The 24837-nt window shown below is 38.7% G+C and carries 22 protein-coding genes; 10 read left to right on the forward strand and 12 right to left on the reverse strand.

From position 1 onward, the window contains the following. Window positions 1–20: 20 nt before the first annotated feature. Window positions 21–569, reverse strand: coding sequence for a sugar transferase (locus OJ16_RS02735; protein ID WP_173424995.1), 549 nt, complete (start codon window positions 567–569; stop codon window positions 21–23). A gap of 123 nt (window positions 570–692) precedes the next feature. After that, on the reverse strand, window positions 693–1637 hold the full coding sequence (locus OJ16_RS02740; protein ID WP_040987217.1) for a UDP-glucose 4-epimerase family protein: 945 nt from the start codon (window positions 1635–1637) through the stop codon (window positions 693–695). A 177-nt stretch (window positions 1638–1814) separates the two neighbouring features. On the opposite strand from OJ16_RS02740, the gene OJ16_RS02745 reads away from it, so the two are divergent. Further along, on the forward strand, window positions 1815–3680 hold the full coding sequence (locus tag OJ16_RS02745) for a nucleoside-diphosphate sugar epimerase/dehydratase (RefSeq protein WP_040987219.1): 1866 nt from the start codon (window positions 1815–1817) through the stop codon (window positions 3678–3680). An 82-nt stretch (window positions 3681–3762) separates the two neighbouring features. Here the strand turns inward: OJ16_RS02745 and OJ16_RS02750 are convergent, their stop codons facing one another. The 9 genes from OJ16_RS02750 to OJ16_RS02790 form a co-directional block, all read right to left on the reverse strand. Next, window positions 3763–4917, reverse strand: a complete 1155-nt coding sequence (locus tag OJ16_RS02750; RefSeq protein ID WP_040987221.1) for a glycosyltransferase family 4 protein — start codon at window positions 4915–4917, stop codon at window positions 3763–3765. Continuing rightward, complete coding sequence (locus OJ16_RS02755; protein ID WP_040987222.1) at window positions 4914–5726, reverse strand: hypothetical protein; 813 nt, start codon at window positions 5724–5726, stop codon at window positions 4914–4916. The genes OJ16_RS02750 and OJ16_RS02755 overlap by 4 nt, the downstream gene beginning before the upstream one ends. A 5-nt stretch (window positions 5727–5731) precedes the next feature. Continuing rightward, window positions 5732–6613, reverse strand: a complete 882-nt coding sequence (locus tag OJ16_RS02760; RefSeq protein ID WP_040987224.1) for a glycosyltransferase family 2 protein — start codon at window positions 6611–6613, stop codon at window positions 5732–5734. After that, window positions 6606–7442, reverse strand: a complete 837-nt coding sequence (locus tag OJ16_RS02765) for a polysaccharide pyruvyl transferase family protein (protein ID WP_040987226.1) — start codon at window positions 7440–7442, stop codon at window positions 6606–6608. The genes OJ16_RS02760 and OJ16_RS02765 overlap by 8 nt, the downstream gene beginning before the upstream one ends. Then, a complete protein-coding gene (locus tag OJ16_RS02770) occupies window positions 7432–9147 on the reverse strand; it encodes a polysaccharide pyruvyl transferase family protein (protein ID WP_152613813.1) in 1716 nt (571 codons plus the stop codon). Before OJ16_RS02770 ends, OJ16_RS02765 begins: the two co-directional genes overlap by 11 nt. Window positions 9148–9738: 591 nt before the next feature. Further along, on the reverse strand, window positions 9739–10896 hold the full coding sequence (gene neuC, locus OJ16_RS02775) for a UDP-N-acetylglucosamine 2-epimerase (protein WP_040987230.1): 1158 nt from the start codon (window positions 10894–10896) through the stop codon (window positions 9739–9741). Next, window positions 10893–12149 carry a cytidylyltransferase domain-containing protein gene (locus OJ16_RS02780; RefSeq protein WP_040987232.1) on the reverse strand — a complete coding sequence of 419 codons (1257 nt, stop codon included), beginning with the start codon at window positions 12147–12149 and terminating at the stop codon, window positions 10893–10895. Before OJ16_RS02780 ends, neuC begins: the two co-directional genes overlap by 4 nt. Window positions 12150–12153: 4 nt before the next feature. Further along, window positions 12154–13194, reverse strand: a complete 1041-nt coding sequence (gene neuB, locus OJ16_RS02785; RefSeq protein ID WP_040987234.1) for an N-acetylneuraminate synthase — start codon at window positions 13192–13194, stop codon at window positions 12154–12156. A gap of 32 nt (window positions 13195–13226) precedes the next feature. Next, the gene (locus OJ16_RS02790) at window positions 13227–13802 is read right to left on the reverse strand and encodes a NeuD/PglB/VioB family sugar acetyltransferase (protein WP_201773361.1); all 576 of its coding nucleotides are present in this window, start codon (window positions 13800–13802) and stop codon (window positions 13227–13229) included. A 1117-nt stretch (window positions 13803–14919) separates the two neighbouring features. Between OJ16_RS02790 and rfaD the strand changes: the two genes are divergently transcribed. The 8 genes from rfaD to OJ16_RS02830 all read left to right on the forward strand — a co-directional run bounded on the left by rfaD (window position 14920) and on the right by OJ16_RS02830 (window position 22959). Continuing rightward, window positions 14920–15861, forward strand: a complete 942-nt coding sequence (gene rfaD / locus OJ16_RS02795; protein WP_040987236.1) for an ADP-glyceromanno-heptose 6-epimerase — start codon at window positions 14920–14922, stop codon at window positions 15859–15861. A gap of 48 nt (window positions 15862–15909) precedes the next feature. Continuing rightward, window positions 15910–17076 carry a nucleotide sugar dehydrogenase gene (locus tag OJ16_RS02800; RefSeq protein WP_040987238.1) on the forward strand — a complete coding sequence of 389 codons (1167 nt, stop codon included), beginning with the start codon at window positions 15910–15912 and terminating at the stop codon, window positions 17074–17076. Between the two features lie 143 nt (window positions 17077–17219). Next, on the forward strand, window positions 17220–18212 hold the full coding sequence (lpxM, locus tag OJ16_RS02805) for a lauroyl-Kdo(2)-lipid IV(A) myristoyltransferase (RefSeq protein ID WP_040987240.1): 993 nt from the start codon (window positions 17220–17222) through the stop codon (window positions 18210–18212). A gap of 14 nt (window positions 18213–18226) precedes the next feature. Next, window positions 18227–19462 (forward strand): O-antigen ligase family protein, encoded by a 1236-nt coding sequence (locus tag OJ16_RS02810; RefSeq protein ID WP_040987242.1) that lies wholly within the window; start codon window positions 18227–18229, stop codon window positions 19460–19462. Continuing rightward, window positions 19459–20514: a lipopolysaccharide heptosyltransferase II gene (gene waaF, locus OJ16_RS02815; RefSeq protein ID WP_040987244.1), complete on the forward strand. Its 1056-nt coding sequence runs from the start codon at window positions 19459–19461 to the stop codon at window positions 20512–20514. The genes OJ16_RS02810 and waaF overlap by 4 nt, the downstream gene beginning before the upstream one ends. After that, a complete protein-coding gene (waaA, locus tag OJ16_RS02820; RefSeq protein WP_040987246.1) occupies window positions 20508–21764 on the forward strand; it encodes a lipid IV(A) 3-deoxy-D-manno-octulosonic acid transferase in 1257 nt (418 codons plus the stop codon). Before waaF ends, waaA begins: the two co-directional genes overlap by 7 nt. A 3-nt stretch (window positions 21765–21767) precedes the next feature. Continuing rightward, complete coding sequence (locus tag OJ16_RS02825) at window positions 21768–22571, forward strand: LicD family protein (protein ID WP_052810297.1); 804 nt, start codon at window positions 21768–21770, stop codon at window positions 22569–22571. Continuing rightward, window positions 22564–22959, forward strand: coding sequence for an adenylyltransferase/cytidyltransferase family protein (locus OJ16_RS02830; protein ID WP_040987248.1), 396 nt, complete (start codon window positions 22564–22566; stop codon window positions 22957–22959). Before OJ16_RS02825 ends, OJ16_RS02830 begins: the two co-directional genes overlap by 8 nt. Window positions 22960–22965: 6 nt before the next feature. Here the strand turns inward: OJ16_RS02830 and OJ16_RS02835 are convergent, their stop codons facing one another. Beyond that, window positions 22966–23661, reverse strand: coding sequence for a 3-deoxy-D-manno-octulosonic acid kinase (locus OJ16_RS02835; RefSeq protein ID WP_408063497.1), 696 nt, complete (start codon window positions 23659–23661; stop codon window positions 22966–22968). Window positions 23662–23758: 97 nt separating this feature from the next. Here OJ16_RS02835 and OJ16_RS02840 point away from each other — a divergent pair, with 97 nt between their 5' ends. Continuing rightward, on the forward strand, window positions 23759–24814 hold the full coding sequence (locus tag OJ16_RS02840) for a glycosyltransferase family 9 protein (RefSeq protein ID WP_040987374.1): 1056 nt from the start codon (window positions 23759–23761) through the stop codon (window positions 24812–24814). Window positions 24815–24837: the final 23 nt, after the last annotated feature.

Genomic DNA, 24837 nt, shown 5'->3' on the forward strand with positions numbered 1-24837 from the left:
AAACCATCTAAATTAGCATCCTAAACTCTATCTCCCGCACCCTTTCCGGCTACTGTTTGTACTATATAGCTAAAATAACTCTTAATCGTTATCGTCTTAATCATTCGTTCATCCCACTCAGCTAATAACTTAGGAGTTGACATATCAATCTCATTTATTTGCGCCAATCCAGTGATCCCTGGGCGAACATTAAAGACATTTCGCATTTGTCGCTCTTGAATCAAATCTTGCTGATTGAACAGGCAAGGTCTTGGGCCAACCAAACTCATGTCACCTGTCAAAACATTGTATAGTTGAGGCAGTTCATCAAGCTTGGTCTTACGCAAGAATCCACCGAGCTTAGTCACTGAACTCGCTCCAACTAAATGAGTCGCTACAGACTTTGTCTCCACAGGCATTGTGCGGAACTTAACCAAGGTGAAAGGTTTTTTGTTACGACCTACACGCGTTTGAAAAAAGACAGGCGACCCAGTATCAAAGTAACCAAGGATACAAATAACGAGAAATACTGGCCATAGGAACAACAGACCAAAGAAAGCAAAAAAGAAGTCCAATAAACGGGTCAAAATATGTGTCCTATCAAATTCAGATTGAAAACGCGGGCGCTATAATCACCACGAGTCAATAAAGGATACCTGAAAAATTTATGGATAAGAAAACCATAAGCTACCTAAAACGCATTTATACCACAATCAATGCGACTTCAAGTAAGCTTCTACTGTTCTTTTTATCCCTTGCTCAAAACTTACAGAAGGTTTCCATCCCAAGATCTCTTTCGTCAAACCTATCTCCACTTGGAGGTTGCTGCATATTCTTTGCGCTATGTGCTTTTTATTTAAAGCTAACGCTCCGGCTTGTATCAATGACATTGGGATTGGAATTAATCGCGGTGATTTACCCATAGATAGAGCAATTGTTCGCATTAATTGAGTTGTCGATACATCCTGATCATCAGAAGCTAAGAATGTATGCCCTGGAGCTAAAGGATGATCGCAACACGTCAGTATCAAATCAGATAAATTATCCAAATAAACCAAACTTCTTTGGTTTTTTATAGCCCCAAACGGTAACGGGATGCCTTTTTCAATCATACGCATCATTGATAGGAAGTTCGCTTTTACGCCAGGCCCATAAACTAATGGTGGCCTGATGATGACCACTTCTAGCCCTGTCTCTTTTGAAAGCTTAACCAACTCAACTTCGGCGTCATACTTGCTCAAGCCATAAGGGTCTTGCGGAGTATTCTTTAAATTCGGTTCAAAGGGTAAATTGGGCTCACTAAATTCACCATTAACTTTAATAGAGCTAACAAATACAAACCTTTTAACGCCCGCTTCAGCGGCTTGCCTCGCGAGGTTCAAAGTACCAAGCGTGTTTGTCTCTCGGTAAGCAGTTAAGGCATCTTGCTCACTCTCATTCATTTGATGCACTCGAGCAGCACAATGAACAATACAATCCATATTCTCGAATGCACCAGACCAATCGGTAGAAGCATCAATGGAAGTAACAACCAAGCTATTAATTAGTGGCTCTATTTGCTTACGCACAACCGGAATGACTTCCCAGTAACGCTCTCTAGCTAAATCAACGACTCTAGAGCCGACAAAACCATTGCTACCTGTGACCAAAATTTTCATAATGCAAAAAGCCTAAATGTAGAACAAATAACAAACAAGATTGACAGTAAAGGTACCGAGTGGCACATAACAATAAATTACAACTAGCTTACCGAACTTAAGAGCATTAAAATATCTTAAATATACGATCATCTAGCTACAGATAATAAACTGAATTAGAAATTAACAAGGAATATAATGATCAAGCCGATACGAGCTATTCTCAACACCAAGCGAAAGAACAAACGCTTAATCAGTATTGGTTACGACATATTCGCAATAGTTATCTCCATTTATTTAGCGATCGCTTTAAGGTTAGGTACATACACTTTCGAGCTAGGTTTAGATGAGTGGGTAACATTACTTCTGACAATTTCAGTCACCGTATTCACGTTCGCAAAACTTGGCATGTATCGAGCGGTACTGCGCTACATGATGTTTCCAGCTGTCGGGAACATATTTCTTGCTGTCTTTATCTCATCTCTCACACTAGTTATAAGCGGATTCTTTTTTCATACTTTTATCCCAAGGAGCGTTCCATTTATCTACGCTGGATTAGCGATTCTTACGTTAGGTGGACCAAGAATCATGATCCGCTCTGTCTATGATCAGATGATCAAGCGCAAAAAACCAAATGTATTTATCTACGGTGCAGGAGCTACTGGCCGAGAACTTGTATATGCGCTAATACAAGGTGATGAATATAACCCAGTTATCCTACTAGACGACGACCCAAGTAAAAGAGGTAACATTTTATTTGGGTTAAAAGTCCATCATCCCAATGAATTTGAGCACCTTCAATCTCTTTATCAACCAGTAAAGCTATTACTGGCTATTAATAATATTAATAAAGGTAAACGGTTAAGACTCGTTGAAAAATTATCTGATTGGCCTATTGCTATTCAGTCCGTCCCATCGGTAGAGGACATAGCAGCAGGTAAAGCGACTGCGACAGAAATCAAAGATCTCGACGTAGCTGATCTCTTGGGAAGAGCGCCTATCACACCTGACAGTGAATTGCTGGCAAAGAATATTCATAACAAGTGTGTCATGGTGACCGGTGCCGGTGGCTCCATTGGTTCAGAGCTGTGTCGTCAAATCTTGGCGCAGCAACCTAAAATATTAGTTCTATTCGAACTCAATGAGTACAACCTATACAAAATTGAACAAGAACTACTTTCTACAAAGAAAAACTTAAAGAGCCAAACTCAGATAATTGCCGCTCTAGGTTCAGTCCAAAGACAGAACCGTCTTGAAAAACTCATTAATACATATGAAATTGAGACCCTGTATCATGCTGCCGCATACAAGCATGTTCCCCTAGTCGAGGATAATGTTGTTGAAGGGATTCGTAATAATGTATTTGGGACACTATCCTGCGCACAAGCCGCTATCGAGTGCGGTGTGAAGAACTTCACGCTAATTTCAACCGACAAAGCCGTAAGACCAACGAATGTAATGGGTGCGAGCAAACGGATGGCTGAACTCGTTCTTCAAGCACTTGCAGATAAAGGTACAGATACTGTCTTTACCATGGTCAGGTTTGGTAATGTTTTAGGCTCTTCCGGGTCGGTAGTACCACTTTTTAAGAAGCAAATCAAAGCTGGCGGCCCTGTTACCGTTACTCATCCAGATATCATCCGTTATTTTATGCTGATACCAGAAGCTGCACAGCTTGTCATTCAGGCTGGCGCAATGGGAAACAATGGCCAAGTTTTCGTACTGGATATGGGCGAACCCGTTAAAATTCTAGACCTTGCAAAACGCATGGTACATTTAATGGGAATGAAGGAAAGCCTTAATTCAAGCTCGGATGAAGGTGATGTTGAAATCAAATTTACAGGTTTAAGGCCCGGAGAGAAGCTATATGAAGAGCTTCTAATTGGTGACAATGTTGAAGGAACTAGCCACGAAAAAATCATGACGGCGATGGAAAGCAAGCTTGGCTGGCCAGAAATGCAGATACTATTGAACGAACTGGACGAATGCTGTCATGATTTTAATGTCGACTGTATACGAAGAATACTATTAGAAGCTCCAACAGGCTATACACTCAACAAATAAGTAAAAGACTTATGAAGTTAATCTAAATATAGCTCTAATTCAAAACATTATCACTATTTTATTGGGTCCAAAGCTAAAAAAACTATTTCCTACAGTGCAAATCGTATAAATCGAGAAACTTAGAGATCACAACTTTATCGCTATATTGAGCTTTAACATCGCTCTCTAAACACTTGGCGTAGTCCTGGTAACTCAACGGATCTTCAACAATGTCGATGAAACATTGACTCCAATCGTCAATGATTGAAGGGTTAAGTAACCGTCCATTGACCTTATCAGATATGAATTCATTACATCCAGCAACATCGGACGCGACTACCACCCTGGCTGTCGCACCGGCTTCAATTAAGATCCTTGGAATGCCTTCTCCATAACGCGTCGGCAGAGCAACTACATCTACCGAATTTAAGATAGATGGCATTTCTGATCCGGAAACTGCACCTAGCCATTTTATCTCACCTTTTGCCGCCAAACTTTGGATATCACTCTCTGTGTATGAGTTTTTTGACGCCAAATCAAACAGACCTGCAACCCAAAGTTCGATGGTTAAACCTCTCTTGCGTAGTGTACTGACCGCAGAGATTAAAGTATCGAGTCCCTTATCTTTTAGTAACCGAGCAGCAAATAAAACAACCATGGGCCTGTCACTTCCCACACCAACCAAAGGCAGAGATAGCCCGCAGAAATGGGATGTATCTACGCCAGCTCCAGCAATGTGAACTAAAGGCTGCTTCCTACCTATCCCAGCGTTTTTGAAAACATTACGATCGGAATTGTTTTCAAAAATGAATGCCCCTGCATTTGATTGACCCACAGCATAATAAAGGCTAGTAATCAAAGGACGTAATAAACGAAATAACGGCGATTGACTCGAAAAAACTGCACCAAGTCCTGTGATGCTCTTAATCGAGGGTAGCTTTAAAACATTGGAAATCAATCCACCATATATTGAAGGTTTGACTGTAATGCAGTGTATTAAGTTTGGTTTCAAAGCTTTCAAAGTTTTATAAGTTTTTAACAAGGTATTCAACTCAAAAAGGGGGTTTATACCACTTCGAGAAAATGACAATTGAATACACTTCAGTCCTAGACCTTCTAAATAATTTCGATTTTCAATACTTGTAAAGCTAGTAACTAAGATGACCTCATACCCACTCGACTTAGCTGCTAAAGCTCTATTTAGCCAATGGAGCTTGAAATACCAATCAACATTGGCAACATAAACAATACGGTTCACAACTGCTTCTCCAGAACTAAGTTATACTTGTCAAAAACATTAACCCAGCCCCGACTAAATCTCATTAAGCACGCCCCTAAATTAGATAAATTTGAGCTAATAAAACGAATAACAAACAACAATATCAAACCGTTTTTAGCGTCTACATATCCCTCGATATGACAAAAGAACAAAGCAGCAATAAGCACAGCCACAAGTGAATTAATTATGAATGTTATTTTTTCCGAAGCCTTAGTCCGAGCCAAAACATTATTCTCTCCCTTTTGATAACTCAAAAGAGACGCGTTATATCTGATCTTTTTTTGAATATGTATTTGCTTCTTCAACTCTAGATTGAAAATATAGAATATCAAAAAAACACCAAGCAAAAGAACAGCACCGAACGCATTGTTTATCATAAAAGACAATATAGATATTATAACAATATGACCAAGTGAATTAATTGCATTGAAAAGCTCTAAAAATGTCATTCTCAACCAATTTATATTACCCTTCAATAAAGAATCACTATTACTGTCAGCTAAGGAGACTATTCTATTTATACACTTAACCTTCCCGACCTTGGTATAGTATTTAAGAATAGCATTGAATGCATATATAGCAGCCATTAAAAAAAGCAAATAATAAGAAGATAATTTTTCTGTTTCACCACCAGAAAGAATAGATGCAATAATATTAAAAATAGCCAACTCAAAAACTGGCAGAGCAAGCATATATATTAATATTAGTGAAAACACCAACTTAAACCTATTACTCATACTCCGAACAATACAAGCAGTCAATTTTACCATTGCAAGTATAGCATCCATAATAACTAGCCTTTTTTAAAAAATCTTAGTGCTTTAACACCCAGGATCAAAGGTATACGGACATACCACCTACTAACTAACTTAGTTATAACTTTGTAATCTACATTCAACCTATTATCAAAAATAAATATTGCATGATAGAAAACCAGCTTCATTATATATAAATCATAATATATTGAAGATTCTCTTTGTAACAGCGGAAGGTAATCTAGCCAACCAACAGGAAGTTTTTTGTCACACGCAGAGTTATCCACATTCAATCTATAATATGCCTTGGACTTATTCATAAAATAGCACCTCCCTTCAGTCAAAAACTTGGTCCAAAGGACCTGGTCTTCTCCCATCGCAATACCTAAAGGGAATCCACCTAGAGATAAAAACTTTTCTCTATTTAAAAAAACAGAAGAGCATGTAAAAGGTAGATTATATATCAGCGAGACTTTATAAAAGTCCTTTAAAGATACAGGTCTAACCTCATTAACATTGCAATCAATTGTTTTTGCAGTTTTCACATCACCATCAACATCAAAAGCATAAGATGAACCTAATAGGTCACAATTTAATTTTAACATTGATTTATACATAGAGCATAAGTAATCAGCCTCAAAATAGTCATCACTATCAAGAAGGCAAATAATTTCATTTTTAGATAAAGAAACGCCTATATTCCTGCTCTTCGACACACCTAAATTCACGCGATTTTCGATTATTCTAAAATTACACCCCAAATCCATAGATTTTAATATCTTCAATGAGTTATCAGTAGATGCATCATCTATAAAAATAACCTCACTAGGAAATTTGGATTGGCTATTTATCGTTTCCACAAGGCTCTTTATATAAGCTTCTTTATTGTAAATAGGGACAACAACTGTCACACTAATCATAATCAAAGCTTCTTAATATACTATCAACTAATAAATCATCTTGCTGGTAACTACAAAGATCAAAAGCATCATTTATATGGTGCAAGTTATCATAGTTAAGAACCAGGGGTAATACCACCCTGCCAGGATAAACAGAATAATAGTCATAAAATTTAAAATCATCCCCATCTAACTTGTTTGACAACTTAATCCACTTATTAGGAACGCCGTAAGCATCTGCTATAATCAACCCGTGTAAAGAAGAAGAAAATATATATTCACAAGAAACCAGTTCATCAATAAAATCTTCCACCTCCTGACGAACATCGATAACAATAGTACTATCACACTGAATTGATCTAGTAACATCATCAAAGTCGACATAATGAGGGATAACACCTATCTTAAACTTCTTTTTAGAAGGTGAGGTATAAAACCTAGGGAGGGCTAAGGCAGGATCACCAACGGCTATTTTATCCTCAAATTCACCATTAAGTATTTTATTTTTAGTTAAATAACCACGAACCAGCAATACATTATTTATCTGAACTTGAACATTTTGCTTTGAGCTAATTAAACCGCTCCCCCATATGGTGCTATTTTTAGTTGCTTGCTCTAAAATACTACCAACAGATAAATAGTGCTTTCTTAAACCCAGTATATTTTTCTTTATTGGCTTCTTTGAAATATTAGAAATTATATAGGGACCAACAAGGTCCCCTACATTTTTAACTTTAGTAAAATACCAAACAGACACGCTATCACCACCTAAACCAAGGTAGTTTTTAATATTATTAATAAAGAAAAAAAAATCCGACTTGTTAAGTCTAATATTTTCTTTAAAAATCATTTTTCATCTCGTTAAGTACAGTGACCAAATATGAATATGTCTCATTAATCTTTTCCTGAGATACTCTCTCATGATTCAACAAAGCATTAACATCTATGACATTAAAGTCTTCAGCTATGATCTTTGGTTCAAAAGCCTGAACACCAACACCTAGTGCATAATCAATATACTTCATCCCATCACCAGCAACACCATCACGATGAGACTCCCAATTAACTAAAGCAGCCGGTATTCCATAAGCTTGGCATATAATATAACAGTGCATAGCACTCGTAATAACCGAATCATATTTGTTTAGTTGAGATATAAAGGACTCAATATCACTTGAACTAGAGGCTAAAATTGAAAGCTCATCCATATTGTTAGAAAGTGTGATATTTACACCTAGGTGAGAAAAGTGACGAACTAATGCTACCCTTCCATTAAAACTTCTTTCACACTCGAAAACTCTTGGCATAACAATAGCTGGGTCACCAAAAACTTCATTTTTCATCGTTCCTTCACTAGACTCCAACACTTTTTGGGTAATCGGCCCTCTAAGCATCAGATACTCAGCAGCATTATTCAACTCGGTTTCTTTTCTACTCACACCGGAACCAAGTACAATAGAACTGCTATTAGCAAATTTAGCTATTGAACCAATCGATACAATATTCTTGCTATCAAACGATTTCATTTTATTTGGCGTTATCAGTTTTACTGAGCGCTTAGAAATTCTAGTTATAATATAAGGACTTAGCCAATCACCAAAATTACCCGGTGCCGGGTCAAACCACCAACATAGCGGGATAGGGTTCGATTCATTAGCATAATTTTGATACTCAAGAATCGAGCTTGCTTGTGCAAGAATTTCGTTCTTTACCGAATCTTGAGCCATGATGTTTTTTTTCTTCAGTTCAGATATCTGCTCAACTTTGTTATTTAAAGCACTAACTAGGACTTTATGCTTGAAACTTTTTACCGATAGCCTTTCAGCATGAACTTCTGCCTCTTGAACACCACCAGATATAGCCCTTTTAACTTTCAGGGTATAATTAAGTAACCCGAGCTTTGACAAAGTTTTGATCAGAGCTTGTTTCTTACTCTTGCTGTTATCTATCTTTTCATGTTGAGCAACTTTACCAACAAAGTTTTCTACATTGCCAGAAGCGCCAAAACTAAAGAATCCTACATTTTCCCTAGTTGTTCTTTCTCTTGAAGGGATAATCTGATAACTCAAAGAATCGCAGTTCATGCGCCATGATTCCTCAAAGAAGTAATCATCTGTAGCTTTTCCTTCAAACTCTTTTTCTTTAGTTAGAGCATCGCTAATAAAACGTCTTGCATTGGGTGTATTATTTACACCGATAAAGCACGGTTCCCAGAAACGGCTTCGTAAGTGGTACCCCGTTCTCATTGGTGACGAGAATCCTCGGGCAAATCCTATAATATCTGAGCTAAAATTAGCGATGTATTCAGGCAAGTAATTAATTTGACAATCAACGTCAATCCAAAATACTTTTTTATCCGGATTTTCTACACAAGCTTGATGAAACATTTCAATTTTCTTTCTACAAACATCACTCCACTCTAAACCTTCGGGTATTTTAAGTAGGTCAACTTTATATTCAATATTAAGCCTATCTAAATTAGCCACCAATTCATCTTTCTTTCTAGAATAATATTGATCATCCGTATAAAATGAATATATTAATACATTGTTCACTGCTATCACCAAATTAGAATTCGTTTAGTATCTCTTAAATACATTACGCGTAATTTAAGAGGTTGAAATAATGAGTTTAAATCGCTGTATGATACCATACCATCTATATCAACGCGATAGATAAATAGCATAGAAAGCTCTCTATAAAAGAGTGATGAAGCTTACAGGCTAATCCTCTGTCACATAGTGAAAATATAGTTAATATTTCTAATTTTTACACGTCATTCTTTTGTATTTCATACAGGTGATTAGCGAAGTACCCACAAAATTACAAGCTCTTAAGCTCACTATAAAAAAGCTAAATTTGAAAACTTAAGAGCAGATGAATACAACTAAATGACGATAATTATGAAACATATTCGAGCTACCAGCCGAACTCTTCTTATATTAGCCAGCCTTAGTGCTACGCTTTGATCAACATAGCCATTTGCCGCATCTCAAGGTAAGTTAAAGTGGACGGGCCGAGTTTAAGGCAAGAAGCGATACCACGATTTTAGGGACTTAAGGCGTAATACTGTAAACATCACCTAAAATAGGTGTATGCGTTCCGATTTAGAGTTCTTCCGTTTAAACTGAATCAAACGGAGAACACTAGTGATTGATATCATAAAAATCTTTATACTCAAGTAGTGGTGTATTAAGAAATGCCTTGATACGCATTAACGCCGTTTCAAGAACTCGTTGTTGATAGTATGGATTCACCGCTAATCGTAAACGCTCTTTAAATTCAACAGTTTGACTCAGAGCAATCGACCTAACAATCTGCTCTTCAATACAAAGACAATCAATCACCGATTGGCCTCTAACTCGACCTTTTTGACGATCACCAACATTAATCGTTGCTACCTTTAACGATGGAACTTCAATTAAACCTGATGAGGAGTTACCAATTAAACCAATAGAATATTTATTTAGTGCTAAATATTCTTCTGGTTTTACTGATGTCATATAACGAGATTGAGTTAGATTGCAGAATTCTTTAACTTTTACCGTAATTTCATCTGATCCAGTATCAGAGTTAGACCCAATAAATATAAAGTCATATTTGTTACTAACTCTCCGCAAAGCACTTAATAGTTCGTTAACTTGATCTTCAACAGAAACTGACGTTAATGTTTCAGGATGAAAAGCAACCATAAAATAAGGCTTATCTAAACAACCAAAACTTTCTGACAGTTCAATTTTTGATGGAAGAACCATCAATAAACTATTTTCGGCTCCTAAAGCACCAATGTTAAACACCGTATCAGGGAACTCCCCCATCTGAATTATACGTTGACGATATTCTTCTGTTGAAGCTAGATGCAATTTGCTCATTTTTGTAATAGCATGACGAATAAACTCATCATAATTACCCAATGTTTTCTCACCACCATGCAAATGAATAATAGGTAAATTATGCATTGCTGCCGCGATTGCTACTGAAAAAATCTCATAACGATCACCTAATATCATTAGGGCATCGAAGTCATGGCTCTGAAAATACTGCCCAAATTCACTCTGGCAGATCGACATCGAATGTAAAATCTTAGCGTTACTCGAGGTGTCGATTTTAATATCAATTAACTTATCGACAGTAAAACCATCATTTTCGATAACTTGGTAAGTTAACCCATATTTAGGATCACAATGCATCCCTGTCGCAACTAAGGTTAGTTCAATCTCACTGTCATCTTTTAGCGCCCGTAATAAACGCTTCATAATGCCATATTCAGCGCGCGAACCCGTTACGTAAAGTAGCTTCTTCATGACAACACTTCCGTTATTTCCTGTTCTAATTGTTGGTATGCTTGCGATGAAAAATGTAAGCCATCATACGTAAATTCAGTCGGCAAGTTACCAAATTTATCATAAAATGCCGAACTTAATGCCACCCAGGTCACATTGGTTAGGTGTTCGTGAAGATAATCATTTAATTCATTGATCACAGAGTTATTGCGATCTATCCGCCCCCGCACCGGTGGTACTGAAAGCAAATAAATCTCAACACTTGGATTGATAGCAGTTAATATATTGATTATTTTAGTGATCCATTTCAGTGTTAACGCTGGTGTCCAACCATCAATAACGATGTCATTAGTGCCTGCAAAAAGCACCACTTTATCACCTAACTGAGTAAGTAATTTCGGTTTCAAGATAAAATCTAAATACTCTTTGCTGCTAATGCCAGCAATACCCAGGTTATTTACCTGTAGGCCACTCAAAGCATCAATATCCCAGTAATCAAAAATTGAGTGGCCAATTAATGTAATCGGTAACGCGGAATCCATTATAGACTCCTTCTCGGCAATACGCTGATGAATTGTCTTTAATAATATCTGCTGCTTATTTTTTTGCGTTTGAATACTAATCGCTAATTCAAAGTCTAACTTATCATCAATATCGATTGAATCCGCTTTATTCATAATATAAGCGATACTATCAGCACCAAAGAAATGTTTTTTATTTAAGTACTCTAGATTTCGTCCAATAAAGATTGCACCATTAGGGCTATATTCTTTACTGTTCTGGCGGCGATAATTACTAAAATTTAAGTCAAAATGCCGCAAGCTTAAATCTGTATCTATCGGCTTAATTAAATCAGCATTTTTGCCACTCTCTGCTACCGAAACCAAAAAATTCGCATAATCTGACTGCTCATAAAGCAATGCAGCGTCTTTAATGTGTGCGCCGTGACGAAAGGGGGACGTTGGCTGCAGTAATACAAAATAATCAAAACCAGATACTTTTTGCAGAATATCCTCAATGACCATGAATGAGGTTGCTGTATCGGATGCTAACGCGTCGCTACGCATCATCACTTCTGCACCATATTGCTCGGCAATACTCTTGTATTCTTGCGAGTCAGTAGACACTATGACTCTCTCGAAGATACCTGAATCTATTGCGGCCTCAATGGTATAGGCTATCAAAGGTTTATCTAATAGCATCAAAATATTTTTATTAGCTAGTCCTTTCGAACCCGAGCGCGCTGGAATAATCGCTATCTTCTTGAGAGTCAATTTGCTATACCTCTTGTGCTACAAATTCAGAATGTGCAATTAATTGATCTTCACTGAAGTCTTGTTCTGCCGTTTTACCTAACACCTCATACCAAGACATAGGACTAATACCATTACCAGGTCTTTTAGTAGTAATATTATCGAGCGTAAACACATCACCTTTCTTAATATCAAACTTTGCCACTATCGATTTGCGCGCCACAATCTTATTTTTACGTTCTGAGTTTGTCACCAGCTTATTATGGCTACCCAATGCTTGCTCAATCGCACGGATCCCTTGGCATAACAGTGTTAATTCTTCAGGCGTTACCGAAGCTTTATGATCTGGCCCATGAAAACTCTTATCTAAGGTAAAATGCTTTTCAATAAAAGTAATACCGTAAGGGACTGATGCTATACCAGCAAAATAACCTGGCGAGTGATCCGAAAAACCAATTTTATATTTCTTAAAATTTTCTTTAAAACCAGCAATGGAATTTAAGTTTACATCTTCAAATGGCGTTGGGTATTCGGTATTACAGTGAAGGATAGTGATATCCTCTGGCTTTATACCATTTTTAGCAAGCACATCCAGTGCTAGTTGAATCTCTTCCACGGTAGCCATACCGGTCGAAATGACAATCTCTTTGTCTGCAATTGGCAAACGGGCAATTTTTTCTAAATAAGGCAGATTTAATAGCTCACCCGATGGGATCTTCCAGGTTTTTTGCTCACGGGATGCTAAGAAATCGATCGAATCAAAATCAAAGGGCGTTGAGAATACATCAAGGCCGATCTCTTTCGCGTATTCTTCTAGCTTAATGAATTCATCATAAGGTAGCTCCAGTTTACGCGTCATCTCTAATTGAGACTCATCGTTGCCTGTTACTTTTATTTGGTATTCCGCTTTAGGGGCAAATTTAGAAATTAGTTGATCGGCTTTAAAGGTTTGAAATTTTACCGCATCCACACCGGATTTTTTTGCTTCATCAACCATCTTTTTTGCTAGATGGAAATCACCATTATGATTGCATCCTATTTCTGCTACAATATATATTTTATTCATTACATTACACTCTAATTAAATGATTCTTATAATTAAACGAGATTACGAATCAAATGGGTCGGAGATCCGGCAACGACAACTCTATCAGCAACATTACGAATAACAACTGAGCCCGAACCAATAATACTTTGAGACCCAATCTTTATTTGTCCATTTACCACCGTACAACTTCCCACAAAAGTGCGGTCACCGACTTTGACATCACCGTTAAGCACAACATTCGTTGATATGTTTGAACAGCAACCAATTTCATTGCCATGCTCAATCAATGAACGGGTATTAACGACTACACCATCTTGCAATTTTGAATCACTATTAATGACGCACATTTTACCAATATAAATACCTTCACCTAACTCAACATTACGGGATACCATCGCACTTGAGTCGATAATATTAATAACTTTAAGTTTATTTTCTTTTAGCAATTCGTGAAAATTATAACGAGAATGTGAATCACCAACGCCTATAAAATAGACATAATCGTCAGGATTCAGTATTTCATTAATGTCGTTAGCAACAATCGGATAACCTTGATGATAACCTTGCTTATAAGTATCTATAAAACCGACTAGTTCTACTTCAGTATGGTTGATACTATCGATTATCGATTATCGATTATCGATTATCGATTTAGCAAAACCACCTGCGCCAATGATTAATAGTTTTTTTTTCATGATTAGCTATAATCTCCTAACGCCCCCCTGTTTATAATATCTAACAAAAAATGGGGGGACACGCACCTTACTTTTTGAACTAATTAAATTACCGAAAACACACCCGATATAAAGAATAGTACATGAACAACATTAAAATTCTATATCATTCAATTTATGAAGAATGCTCCTCCCCAACAAACGCAATGAAACGAATCAATAGATTGTTTGGATATCACGCCTTACATCGAGAAAGGCTGAATGTGTATCGGTGACATCTATGGTCCGAATCCCTTTCCTATCGTATTGATAGATTGGGCTAATGTACGTAAACAATTGCGCTTCAAAGCACTTCACGCCACTAACTGTCACCCGATGATTCGTTATTAACAAACCTTCAATACAAAAACTATAACTCACCACCAAGCCATGATCGATTTATAAATGACTTAAAAGCTGTTTTTCTTGATAGGCGCATCGCCATCGTTATCATCGATGCTAGCTATAGAAATACTTGGTTTCGGCAAATTGAACACCACAATTGATACTAACTTGGACGCGTACGTGGAGAGGGCAAAATTAAACCTCCAAATAAGCCTTTGCAATCTAATAAAAATACATCATAAAAACAACAATTAAGACCAAAAATTTAAGGTAACGCTAAGAGGCGCAATGCTCAACGACACAATGAACACACCGCAAAAATACGCCACGGCACACTTATATCGACGCCCAGCTTCAGAGTTTGGATTACTGGTTACTACCATCCAAAAATCAAAGTGTCATTTAGATAACGAAAAAATCTATGCGGGGCTTTGGCCTTAACATAACCAAGCCTGCGTTACTAAAGGAGCATTGGAATACCATTACCGATAGCGTGACTTCCAGAAAACACTTTGTGTTAATTAGGGCTTGATTTAAGCTCAAGCAAAGCGCCTATATCTGCCAAGCATAGCCATCACAAATGATTGTTAATAAAAGACTTTAATTTGGAATCGCTTCATTCATAGCGCCTATTACACCAGCAGTGATATACTTTAGTGAACTTATATAATTGATAGGAAACCGTATGATCATCGTAACTGGCGGCGCTGGTATGATTGGCAGTAACATCATTAAGGCACTCAACGAACAAGGCATCAATGATATTCTTGTCGTTGATAACTTGAAGAATGGCAAAAAGTTTCAGAATCTTGTTGATCTGGATATCGCGGATTACATGGATCGTGATGACTTCCTCGTTCAAATCATGTCGGGTGAAAATTTCGGGCCTATCGACGCTATTTTCCATGAAGGTGCTTGCTCTGCCACGACTGAGTGGGACGGTAAGTACATGATGCTCAACAACTACGAATATTCGAAAGAATTGCTTCATTACTGTTTAGAGCGCGAGATTCCATTTTTATACGCATCATCAGCGGCAACCTACGGTGATACCGATACCTTCAAGGAAGAAAAGCAATACGAAGGCGCACTGAACGTTTATGGGTACTCGAAGCAGCAGTTCGATAACTACGTCCGCCGCGTTTGGCAAGATGCTGAGCAACATGGTGAAACACTATCTCAAATCACTGGTTTCCGTTATTTCAATGTTTATGGCCCTCGTGAGCAACACAAAGGCTCAATGGCCTCCGTTGCTTTCCACTTAAACAACCAGATGAATGCGGGCGAAAATCCCAAGCTATTTGCAGGTAGCGCAACCTTCCAGCGAGATTTCGTTTATGTAGGTGACGTTGCGGCAGTAAACTTATGGTTTATGGAAAACGGCGTGTCGGGTATCTTTAACTTAGGCACCGGCTACGCGGAATCATTTGAAGAAGTAGCGAAAGCGGTCATCAAACACCATGGTAAAGGTGAAATGGAAAACATCCCATTCCCAGAACACCTAAAAGGCGCGTACCAAGAATTCACTCAAGCGGATTTAACCAAACTTCGTGCTGCTGGTTGCGAGCATAAATTTAAAACGGTCGCTGAAGGTGTTGCTGAATATATGGCGCTCATTAACGACTAAATCGACTTAAAATCTGCGTCATACAAAATTAATATTGAGGATCAATCTGTGAAAATTGCGGTTGCAGGAACAGGTTATGTTGGCCTATCAAATGCTATGCTACTGGCACAGCGGCATGATGTTGTCGCTATTGATATTGTGCAAGAAAAAGTAGCCATGCTTAATCTGAAACAATCTCCAATTGTGGATACAGAAATTGAACATTTTTTGTCCTCAAAGGTGCTCAACTTCAAAGCAACCACCGACAAAGCAGAAGCCTATAATGAGGCTGACTTTGTCGTAATTGCCACACCCACTGATTACGATCCTCAAACCAACTACTTCAATACATCATCCGTTGAAGCTGTGATTAAAGACGTCATTCAAATTAATCCATCAGCAGTTATGATTATTAAGTCAACGGTGCCTGTTGGCTACACTGAACGTATCAAGCAGGAATTAAATTGCCAGAACATACTCTTTTCGCCTGAGTTTCTACGCGAAGGTAAAGCATTGTATGACAATCTTTATCCATCACGCATCATTGTGGGTGAGCAAAGTGAGCGTGCAAAGGTATTCGCGAACCTACTCGTTGAAGGCGCTGAAAAAGAAGATATTCCGGTTCTACTAGCGAACTCGACGGAAGCAGAAGCGGTAAAACTTTTTTCCAATACCTACCTCGCCATGCGAGTGGCCTACTTTAATGAACTAGATTCTTACGCCGAAGCGCATAGTTTAGACTCACGACAAATCATTGAAGGTGTGGGGTTAGACCCTCGAATTGGTAATCACTATAACAATCCATCGTTTGGTTACGGTGGTTACTGCCTACCAAAAGATACCAAGCAACTATTGGCTAACTACCAAGAAGTGCCGAACAACATTATTGGTGCGATCGTGGATGCCAATAGAACGCGTAAAGATTTTATTGCTGAGAGCATTCTCAAACGTAATCCGAAGACTGTAGGCATCTATCGATTGGTGATGAAATCAGGATCCGATAATTTCAGGGCATCCTCTATTCAAGGCATCATGAAACGTCTCAAAGCCAAAGGCGTGGAAGTGGTAGTTTACGAACCCGCTCTTCAAGAGGAACATTTCTTCAACTCAAGAGTTATCACCGATTTTGACGAATTCATTAAACTTTCCGATACCATTGTCTCCAATCGTATGAATGATGAATTACAGCCTTTTGCAAACAAGGTGTACACACGCGATTTGTTTGGCAGCGATTAAGATCGCAACGCTCTAATATAGGTGAGGGATAACCTTTCTCCTCACCTTATGAGCCATGCTCTAGGAATCGCCTTTCATTGCGTGATACACTTTTTGATAATACGTTTGACTAACTATTGCGCTAAGCGCTTATTGAGCAATCTATGTCTGCAGCTCCCCGCAACGATTTTGATGAAAAAGCCTATAACCCAACATTTGAATGGCATTTTTTAGCCCCTAAATATTGGCCAACTTGGCTAGGTGCCATAATCTCAGTGCCTATTGCACTACTCCCATTGTCGTTTCATCAATGGCTGGCAAAAAAGATAGCGAGTAAACTATCAAAATCAAAAAAGGGCCCCGCGCATCGTACGCGAGTCAACCTGCAGCTCTGTTTTCCAGAGATGAGTTTTGAGCAACGTGAGGAGCTCGTTTATAAAATGCTCTACACGGCAGGCGTATTCATTCTTCGCTTTTCATTGCTATCGTTACGTTCCAAATCCTGGTTGCAACAACAGTGTGAATTTGTAAACAAGGATAACCTCACTAAGCTAACCGATGCGGGCGAAAACGTGATATTACTTGTCCCTCACTCTTGGGCGATTGATATTCCCGCAGTCATGTTAGCCTCGATGGATATGCCCGTTTCTGCCATGGCGAAAAAACAAAAAAACCCCGTAACTGACTGGTTAATGCATAGACAGCGAGTTCAATATGGAGGTCGAGTTTACGAGCGTTCTAGCGGAATCAAACCATTCATAAAATCGATAAAAGAAGGTTACTTAGGGTACTACCTGCCAGATCAAGACCATGGCGCCGACCTTAGTGAATTTGTCGATTTTTTTGCGACAACCAAAGCGACACTTCCTGGCTTAAGCAAGTTAGCAAAGCTCTCTAAGGCACATATTGTACCTCTATTTGCGTCTATCGATCCGCAAACGGGACAGTTTTCAATTGAAGTGTTACCAGCGCTCGAACTTCAATCATCAGATCAAGCAGATGCGCGCGCCATGAATAACGCTATTGAACATTTTGTGGAACCAAAGCCTGAGCAATACATGTGGATCTTGCAACTTTTGCTGACTCAACAAGATGATAGTAACTATTATAATCTTTTCAAATCTCGCTACGAGAATGATTGGAAAACTTGGAAATAACAAGAACACGTACCATGTTGACTAAAAAATCTATAACCTCAACCTTGTCTACTTTCCTCTGTACTTTTTTCTTTTCTTGTATACTGGTAAGTTCTTCGAGTTATAAATATGCATTTATACCATTAGCTCTAATAGCGATGGTTGCTTTGTATAAAACCATGCCCGCATTGAAAAATAGTAATATCGTTATGATATCCACGGCAATGGTGGCCTATTTTTTAATTTCAGCTCTATCATTATTTATTTATGGTGGTGACATAAGTCAATTAGACATGCCCAGCCGCTCTATCTTAGGTGTTGTAATTTTACTTTATGTTACGCAATACCCTCCAAAAACAAAATGGCTATTTTGGGGAGTGGCAATCGGTACAAACTTAGCAGGTCTTGTTGCTATTTATCATTATTTTCTACTTGGGGGAAGAGCATTAAATGGTGTGGGACACATGATCATTCAGGCGGGTGGCATTGCTTGTAGTTTAAGCCTTTTATCTATTGTTGCTTTTTTCTACGCAAAATCTATAAATGATCAAGCCTTAACTATTTCTGCTGCTATTGGTGTTATTTTAGGATTAACAACAACGCTACTTTCAGGAGTGCGTGGAGCATGGGTTCCGCTGCCATTCATTCTCATCGCCTTACTCTGGGTTCATAGAAAACAATTTTCTAATAGATCGCGATGGGTAGCGCTATTCTCCACATTAATTTGCCTTACTTTTGCATACCCTAATGTCAAAGTCAGAATTGATTCCTTTGCTTCAGATTTGCAAAAATATAAAGCTGAAAATTCAAATAGCTCCTCGGGGGCTCGCATTGAAATGTGGAAATCAGCTCTGTATTCAGCAAAAGAAAATCCGATATTCGGACAGGGGTTTGATGGGGTGAAAATTGCGAAAGAAAGACAAATCAAGCAAGGCATTGTTGCTCCTATCGCTTTAAAATATAACCGCGCTCACAATCAATTTTTTGAAGAACTACAAACAAAAGGAGGAATTGGACTTGCTGTTATCCTTTCCTTTTTTGGTGTTCCGTTATTTTTATTTTTAAAAAAAATTAGAACTCTAAACATGTACAATGATAGATACTATCTGGCTCTTGCTGGGGCGGTTCATGTTACTGCTGTTATCGGTTTTAGTTTAACCCAGCACTACCTTGCTCATCATTCCGGTATCATTTTCTTTACTGTCGGCGTCGCTATCTTTGCCGGCGCCGTATTCTCTAGTAATAATAATTCACGAGTTCATTCGTCATGAAAATATTAATTATTGGTCCGTCTTGGGTTGGTGATATGGTTATGTCTCAACCTTTATACTCTGTTTTAAAGCAACAAAACCCTAACAGTCTGATTGATGTCATCGCACCAAGTTGGTGTAAGCCAATTCTTGAAAGAATGCCCGAAGTAAATCAAGCAATTGATATGCCTATTGGTCACGGTGAGTTCAACTTTTTTGCAAGACGTAGAATAGGTAAAATGTTACGTAACAGTCACTATGATCACGCTTATATTTTACCTAAATCAGCCAAATCAGCGCTGATACCTTGGTTTGCAAACATTCCAATGAGAACCGGTTGGAAAGGGGAAATTCGCTACGGGTTATTGAATGATCTAAGACCCAACATGAAATCATTTCAATATATGGTTGAGCGCTACGTAGCACTCGCTTATCCCAAAGAACATATGAACGATTCTTCTTCCCTTGGTGGACTAAATTCGTTGCCACGCCCAAAGCTGCAAATAGATAAGATTATACAAGACGCTACGGTCCATAAGTTTGGCTTAGATACTTCGAAATCGATTGTTGGTTTATGCCCTGGCGCAGAATTTGGTCCGGCAAAAAAATGGCCTGAAGAACACTATGCTAATGTCGCTAAAGCTATGAGCGAAGCAGGCCGACACATTTGGCTATTTGGCTCAAATAAAGATAAAGAAACCTGTGAAAAAATTCGCGCTCTAGCTGGGAAAGAGCACCAGCAAAGTATTCATATCTTGGCCGGGGAAACGAGTCTAATTGAAGCCGTAGACTTGCTCGCTCTGTGTAAAACTGTTGTTGCTAACGACTCAGGCTTAATGCACGTCGCTGCCGCTGTAGAATGTAACGTCGTGGCTGTGTATGGTTCAACTTCACCCAAATATACACCACCATTAACAGATCGAGTTGAAATTCTATCTACTGATATCGAGTGTCGCCCTTGTTTTAAGCGTGAATGTCAGTTTCAGCATTTAAAATGTTTGACTGAACTTTCACCTAACTCCGTTATTTCTAGTATTCATAAATTAGAGTCATTGACGATAAGCTCATGTTAGCCCGAACCTTGTACACGCTACTATTAATATTAGCAGCACCATTATTACTATTTGGTTTATATCGTAAACGCCCCAATAAACCAACTTTTGGGTCTCGCTGGAAAGAGCACTTTGGGTGGTGCCCAGCCTATACTGGTCCCACTAAGCCAATTTGGATTCATGCGGTCTCTGTCGGTGAATGCATTGCGGCAACCCCGCTAATCAAAGCAATCAAAGAGAAACAACCTCAACAGGCAATTATAGTCACTACAACAACCAGCACTGGCGCGGCACAAATAGCCAAACTTGGTGAAATGGTAGAGCATCGCTATATGCCCATTGACTTCAGTTGTGCCGTGCAATCTTTCATCAACAAGATTAATCCAAAGCAACTACTGATCATTGAGACTGAACTTTGGCCAAATACGCTTAATCAAGTCCACAAAAACAATATCCCTATTATAGTTGTCAACGCACGGCTGTCTGAAAAATCATTCCATAATTACGCAATGATTAAGCATCTATTTAGTCATATGCATTGCAAGATCAGCAAAATCCTTTGCCAAACCCAAGCGGATGCTGAACGATTTGCTCAATTAGGAGTAGATAAAGACAAGCTTATAATTACTGGTTCGATTAAATTCGATATAAAAATCTCCAAGGAGATCCAACAGCAAGGCAAGATCTTAAGGGAAAGTATAGGCCCGACTCGTCCAGTTTGGATCGCAACAAGTACTCACGCTGGTGAAGATGAAATAATGTTGGATAGCCATAAAATTATCTTAGCTCACCGAAAAAATGCGCTTCTGATAATTGTCCCTAGACATCCCGAGCGTTTTGATCAGGTGGCACAGCTATGCGCTAAAGAAGATTTTATAGTCGAGAGAAGAACTAAAGCGGTAAATATAGAACCTGATACACAGATCTATCTCGCAGATACTATGGGTGAAATGCTCACGCTATTAAGTACTGCTGACGCGTGCTTTATGGGAGGGAGCTTACTCGGCCATAAGGTAGGCGGACACAACCTACTAGAGCCGACAGCCGCAGGTATTGCCTCTGTAACCGGGCCAAGTTACTTTAACTTTCAAGATATTACTGAATCACTGCTAAAGCATAATTTAGTTACCATTGCTTCAGCACCAAATAAAATTGCAACGTCAATAGAACAACTATGGCAGCAAAACCCAACTAAAACGAAACAACGCTGTGAGAGTTTTATGTCTCTGTATGGCGGTGCTATAGAAAAAACGCTTAAACTTCTCGAGTAAATTATGAATACAACGCGTCAAGTTCAACTACATCAAGTCAAAATAATCAAACAATTGATCGAGCTATTTGAAGAGGAAAGCTTAACTTATTTTGCCATCGGAGGTACCGCTCTAGGTGCAGTAAGACATAAAGGCTTTATTCCTTGGGATGATGATATTGATATTGCGATGCCAAGGAATGATTATGACCGTTTTTTAAAGCTTCAAGGCAAGCTACCAACAAATCTTTTTATTCAGAACTTTAGCACTGAGAGTGAGTACTCTCTTTATTTTAGTAAAGTAAGAGATACTAATACTTTATTTATTGAAAATAGAATGAGTACATTTGATATTAATCACGGTATTTTTATCGATATATTTCCATGGGATGAAGTATCCGATGATTTATTGGATCAAAAAAAGCTTATTGATAATGCAGCCCGTAAATTCCGCCGCACATTACTTTCAAAACGAAAACGTAGCTCTTTAGCTAAAGTAGCGAAAACTCTATTCTACAAAGCCATCTATGGATTCAAGTCCTCTACTGAGCTATTTAAAGATATAGATAACAAACATCGACAACATAATGGTAAAGGGACTAAAATTATTGGTCATGCACCTTTTAAAGATGCAATTCATGTAGAAGACCTCTACCCTTTACAGCAACTTCCCTTTGAAGACATTACTATCGCATGCCCAAAGAACATTGAGAAATATCTCACGGATAAATATGGTGACTATATGGTGATTCCTAAGAAAGAAGACCAAATTTGCCATAATCCAATAGAAGTATGTTTTGACTTAGAGGAGCGAAATAATCATGTCTAAACGCATTATCACATTTGGAACTTTCGATGTTTTCCATATTGGTCATGTCAATATTCTTGAGCGTTGTGCCAGCCTTGGGGATACTCTCATTGTTGGAGTATCAAGTGACCAACTCAATTTTTCGAAAAAAAATCGTAATCCTATTTATGATCAAGAAAGTCGAGTAAAGATCATTCAATCTCTAAAGTTTGTTGACGAAGTGTTTGTTGAGCATTCTCTTGAAAAAAAACGAGAATACATCGAGTTTTTTAAAGCTGACGTACTCGCAATGGGTGATGATTGGAAAGGTAAGTTTGATGAGTTCAACGACATATGTGAAGTAGTTTACTTCCCTCGAACACCTTCCATTTCAACCACTGAGATCATTGAGATTACCAAACAAATATAACATCACTTATTTGGAAGCAAGCCAGAGCCAATCAGATTGTTTCCAATGGATTTCTTTTGTCTTTAATTCCTTTTCAAAAGAGCGCTTTAATCTATCCCAATTAGCTTGCTTCCAAGTGTCACCCTCTTGCTGGTGACACTTATCAAAATCAATAACCCACACATTATCTTGCTGATCTAGCAGGATATTATGGATATTTAGGTCGGTATGATTCACGCCAGCGTCATGCATTTTGCGGATTTCGAGGCCAATTCGTTGGTAGATTTCCGCTGGTAATGGTTTTTCCTGCAAAATACTTACAAGATCTCTTGCCTCAGGGATGCGTTCGCTCAAAAGATCGGCTTGATAGGTGAGCCCTGATTTAACCGCACGAGCGGCAATAGGCTTAGGTACATTAACTCCAGCTTCTCTCAGACTAAATAGCAAAGAAAACTCTGCTGCGCTGCGCGTTTTATCCCAGCCAGAAAACCAATAATGGTCTTTAACAAGTTTGCCAAATAATCCGCCACGTCGGTAATGGCGCAACGCCCCCTGCATCGAGTCGAGTTGGATAAACCAAGTGGTACCGCGCCCAGTAGCGCTGCCAACCACTTTGTCTTGATCTTGCCAATAGCTAGCATCAAAGGCCTGTTTTACTTGCTCTTCTGCAATCAGTGATTCATCAAACCACACGACTTGGTTATCAAACTTGAGCGTTTGCATTATCTCTACCTACTTCGTTTCGTAGTTTTATTTTACATTCCCTTAGCCCAACTGCATAATTCTTGTTGGTCATTTTGATAGAGTTTTTCTCATGCCGTTGTTCGAATCAGCCCCGCAATCTCTTTGTATCTTAAGGCTATCTGCTATCGGTGATGTGTGTAATACCATCACAACGGTGCAAGCCATTCAAAAGCAATGGCCAAATACCCAAATAACCTGGATAACAGGCAAGCTTGAAGCGCAATTGCTGGCAGCAGTAGCAAACATTGAAATCATTGTGTTTGATAAAAAAGCCGGTTGGCAAGGCTACAAAGCATTGTGGCAACAGCTGAAAGACCGAGAGTTCGACGCCTTATTACACATGCAGTACGCGATTCGTGCCAGCATTGCGACCCTTGGTATTAAGGCCAAATATAAGCTCGGTTTTGATAAACAGCGTAGCCAAGACTTTCAGACGCTGTTTACCAACTGTAAAGTACCCTCTCCCTCATCCTTACATGTGGTCGATGGCTTAATGGCCTTCGCGACGCAAATTGGTGTAGAGCTTAATGAACCTGATTGGTCACTGCATTACGCTAATGCTGACAAACAGTGGGCAGAGTCAAACATTAACCTCGAAAAACCAAACCTATTGGTTGTACCTGGAGCAAGTAAAGCTTACAAAAACTGGAACGCCCGAGGTTATGTCGACGTCATTCAGCATGCTCGCCAACTCGGCTGGAATGTTATTCTAGCGGGTAGTCCAGCTCAAGTAGAAATCGATTTAGCGCAAGATATTCAAACATTACTTACTGAGCCATGCCTTAACTTAGTGGGAGAAAGCAGCATCATGCAAATGCTGGCTTTAATCGATATCGTTGATATGGTTATCGCGCCAGATACAGGACCAGCTCACATGGCAAACGCCATGCAAACACCTATTATTGGTCTATATGCTCACCACAACCCTAAACGTGTCGGCCCTTATCGCTACTTAGACTACACTGTTTCCGTTTATGAAGAGGTCATCTTTGATGAAACAGGAAAATACAGCGTGGATTTAGATTGGCGTACCAGAGCGAAAGATGAAAAAGCGATGAATCGCATCACGAGTGCTCAGGTGATCACAATGTTTGATCGCGTTGTAGAAGATTTGCATCATCAAACTCAGTAAACTTAACGCTCTCAAATTGACTC

Source organism: Vibrio renipiscarius, assembly GCF_000827885.1.
Taxonomy (GTDB): domain Bacteria; phylum Pseudomonadota; class Gammaproteobacteria; order Enterobacterales; family Vibrionaceae; genus Vibrio; species Vibrio renipiscarius.

Bases quoted from the DNA above. Each gene is read 5' to 3' on its own strand.
- OJ16_RS02810 (WP_040987242.1), top strand. From the start codon at position 18,227: ATGTTGACTAAAAAATCTATAACCTCAACCTTGTCTACTTTCCTCTGT.
- neuC (WP_040987230.1), bottom strand. From the start codon at position 10,896: ATGAAGAAGCTACTTTACGTAACGGGTTCGCGCGCTGAATATGGCATT.
- OJ16_RS02745 (WP_040987219.1), top strand. From the start codon at position 1,815: ATGATCAAGCCGATACGAGCTATTCTCAACACCAAGCGAAAGAACAAA.
- rfaD (WP_040987236.1), top strand. From the start codon at position 14,920: ATGATCATCGTAACTGGCGGCGCTGGTATGATTGGCAGTAACATCATT.
- waaA (WP_040987246.1), top strand. From the start codon at position 20,508: ATGTTAGCCCGAACCTTGTACACGCTACTATTAATATTAGCAGCACCA.
- OJ16_RS02740 (WP_040987217.1), bottom strand. From the start codon at position 1,637: ATGAAAATTTTGGTCACAGGTAGCAATGGTTTTGTCGGCTCTAGAGTC.
- OJ16_RS02830 (WP_040987248.1), top strand. From the start codon at position 22,564: ATGTCTAAACGCATTATCACATTTGGAACTTTCGATGTTTTCCATATT.
- lpxM (WP_040987240.1), top strand. From the start codon at position 17,220: ATGTCTGCAGCTCCCCGCAACGATTTTGATGAAAAAGCCTATAACCCA.
- waaF (WP_040987244.1), top strand. From the start codon at position 19,459: ATGAAAATATTAATTATTGGTCCGTCTTGGGTTGGTGATATGGTTATG.
- OJ16_RS02835 (WP_408063497.1), bottom strand. From the start codon at position 23,661: ATGCAAACGCTCAAGTTTGATAACCAAGTCGTGTGGTTTGATGAATCA.
- OJ16_RS02760 (WP_040987224.1), bottom strand. From the start codon at position 6,613: ATGATTAGTGTGACAGTTGTTGTCCCTATTTACAATAAAGAAGCTTAT.
- neuB (WP_040987234.1), bottom strand. From the start codon at position 13,194: ATGAATAAAATATATATTGTAGCAGAAATAGGATGCAATCATAATGGT.
- OJ16_RS02755 (WP_040987222.1), bottom strand. From the start codon at position 5,726: ATGGATGCTATACTTGCAATGGTAAAATTGACTGCTTGTATTGTTCGG.
- OJ16_RS02825 (WP_052810297.1), top strand. From the start codon at position 21,768: ATGAATACAACGCGTCAAGTTCAACTACATCAAGTCAAAATAATCAAA.
- OJ16_RS02765 (WP_040987226.1), bottom strand. From the start codon at position 7,442: ATGATTTTTAAAGAAAATATTAGACTTAACAAGTCGGATTTTTTTTTC.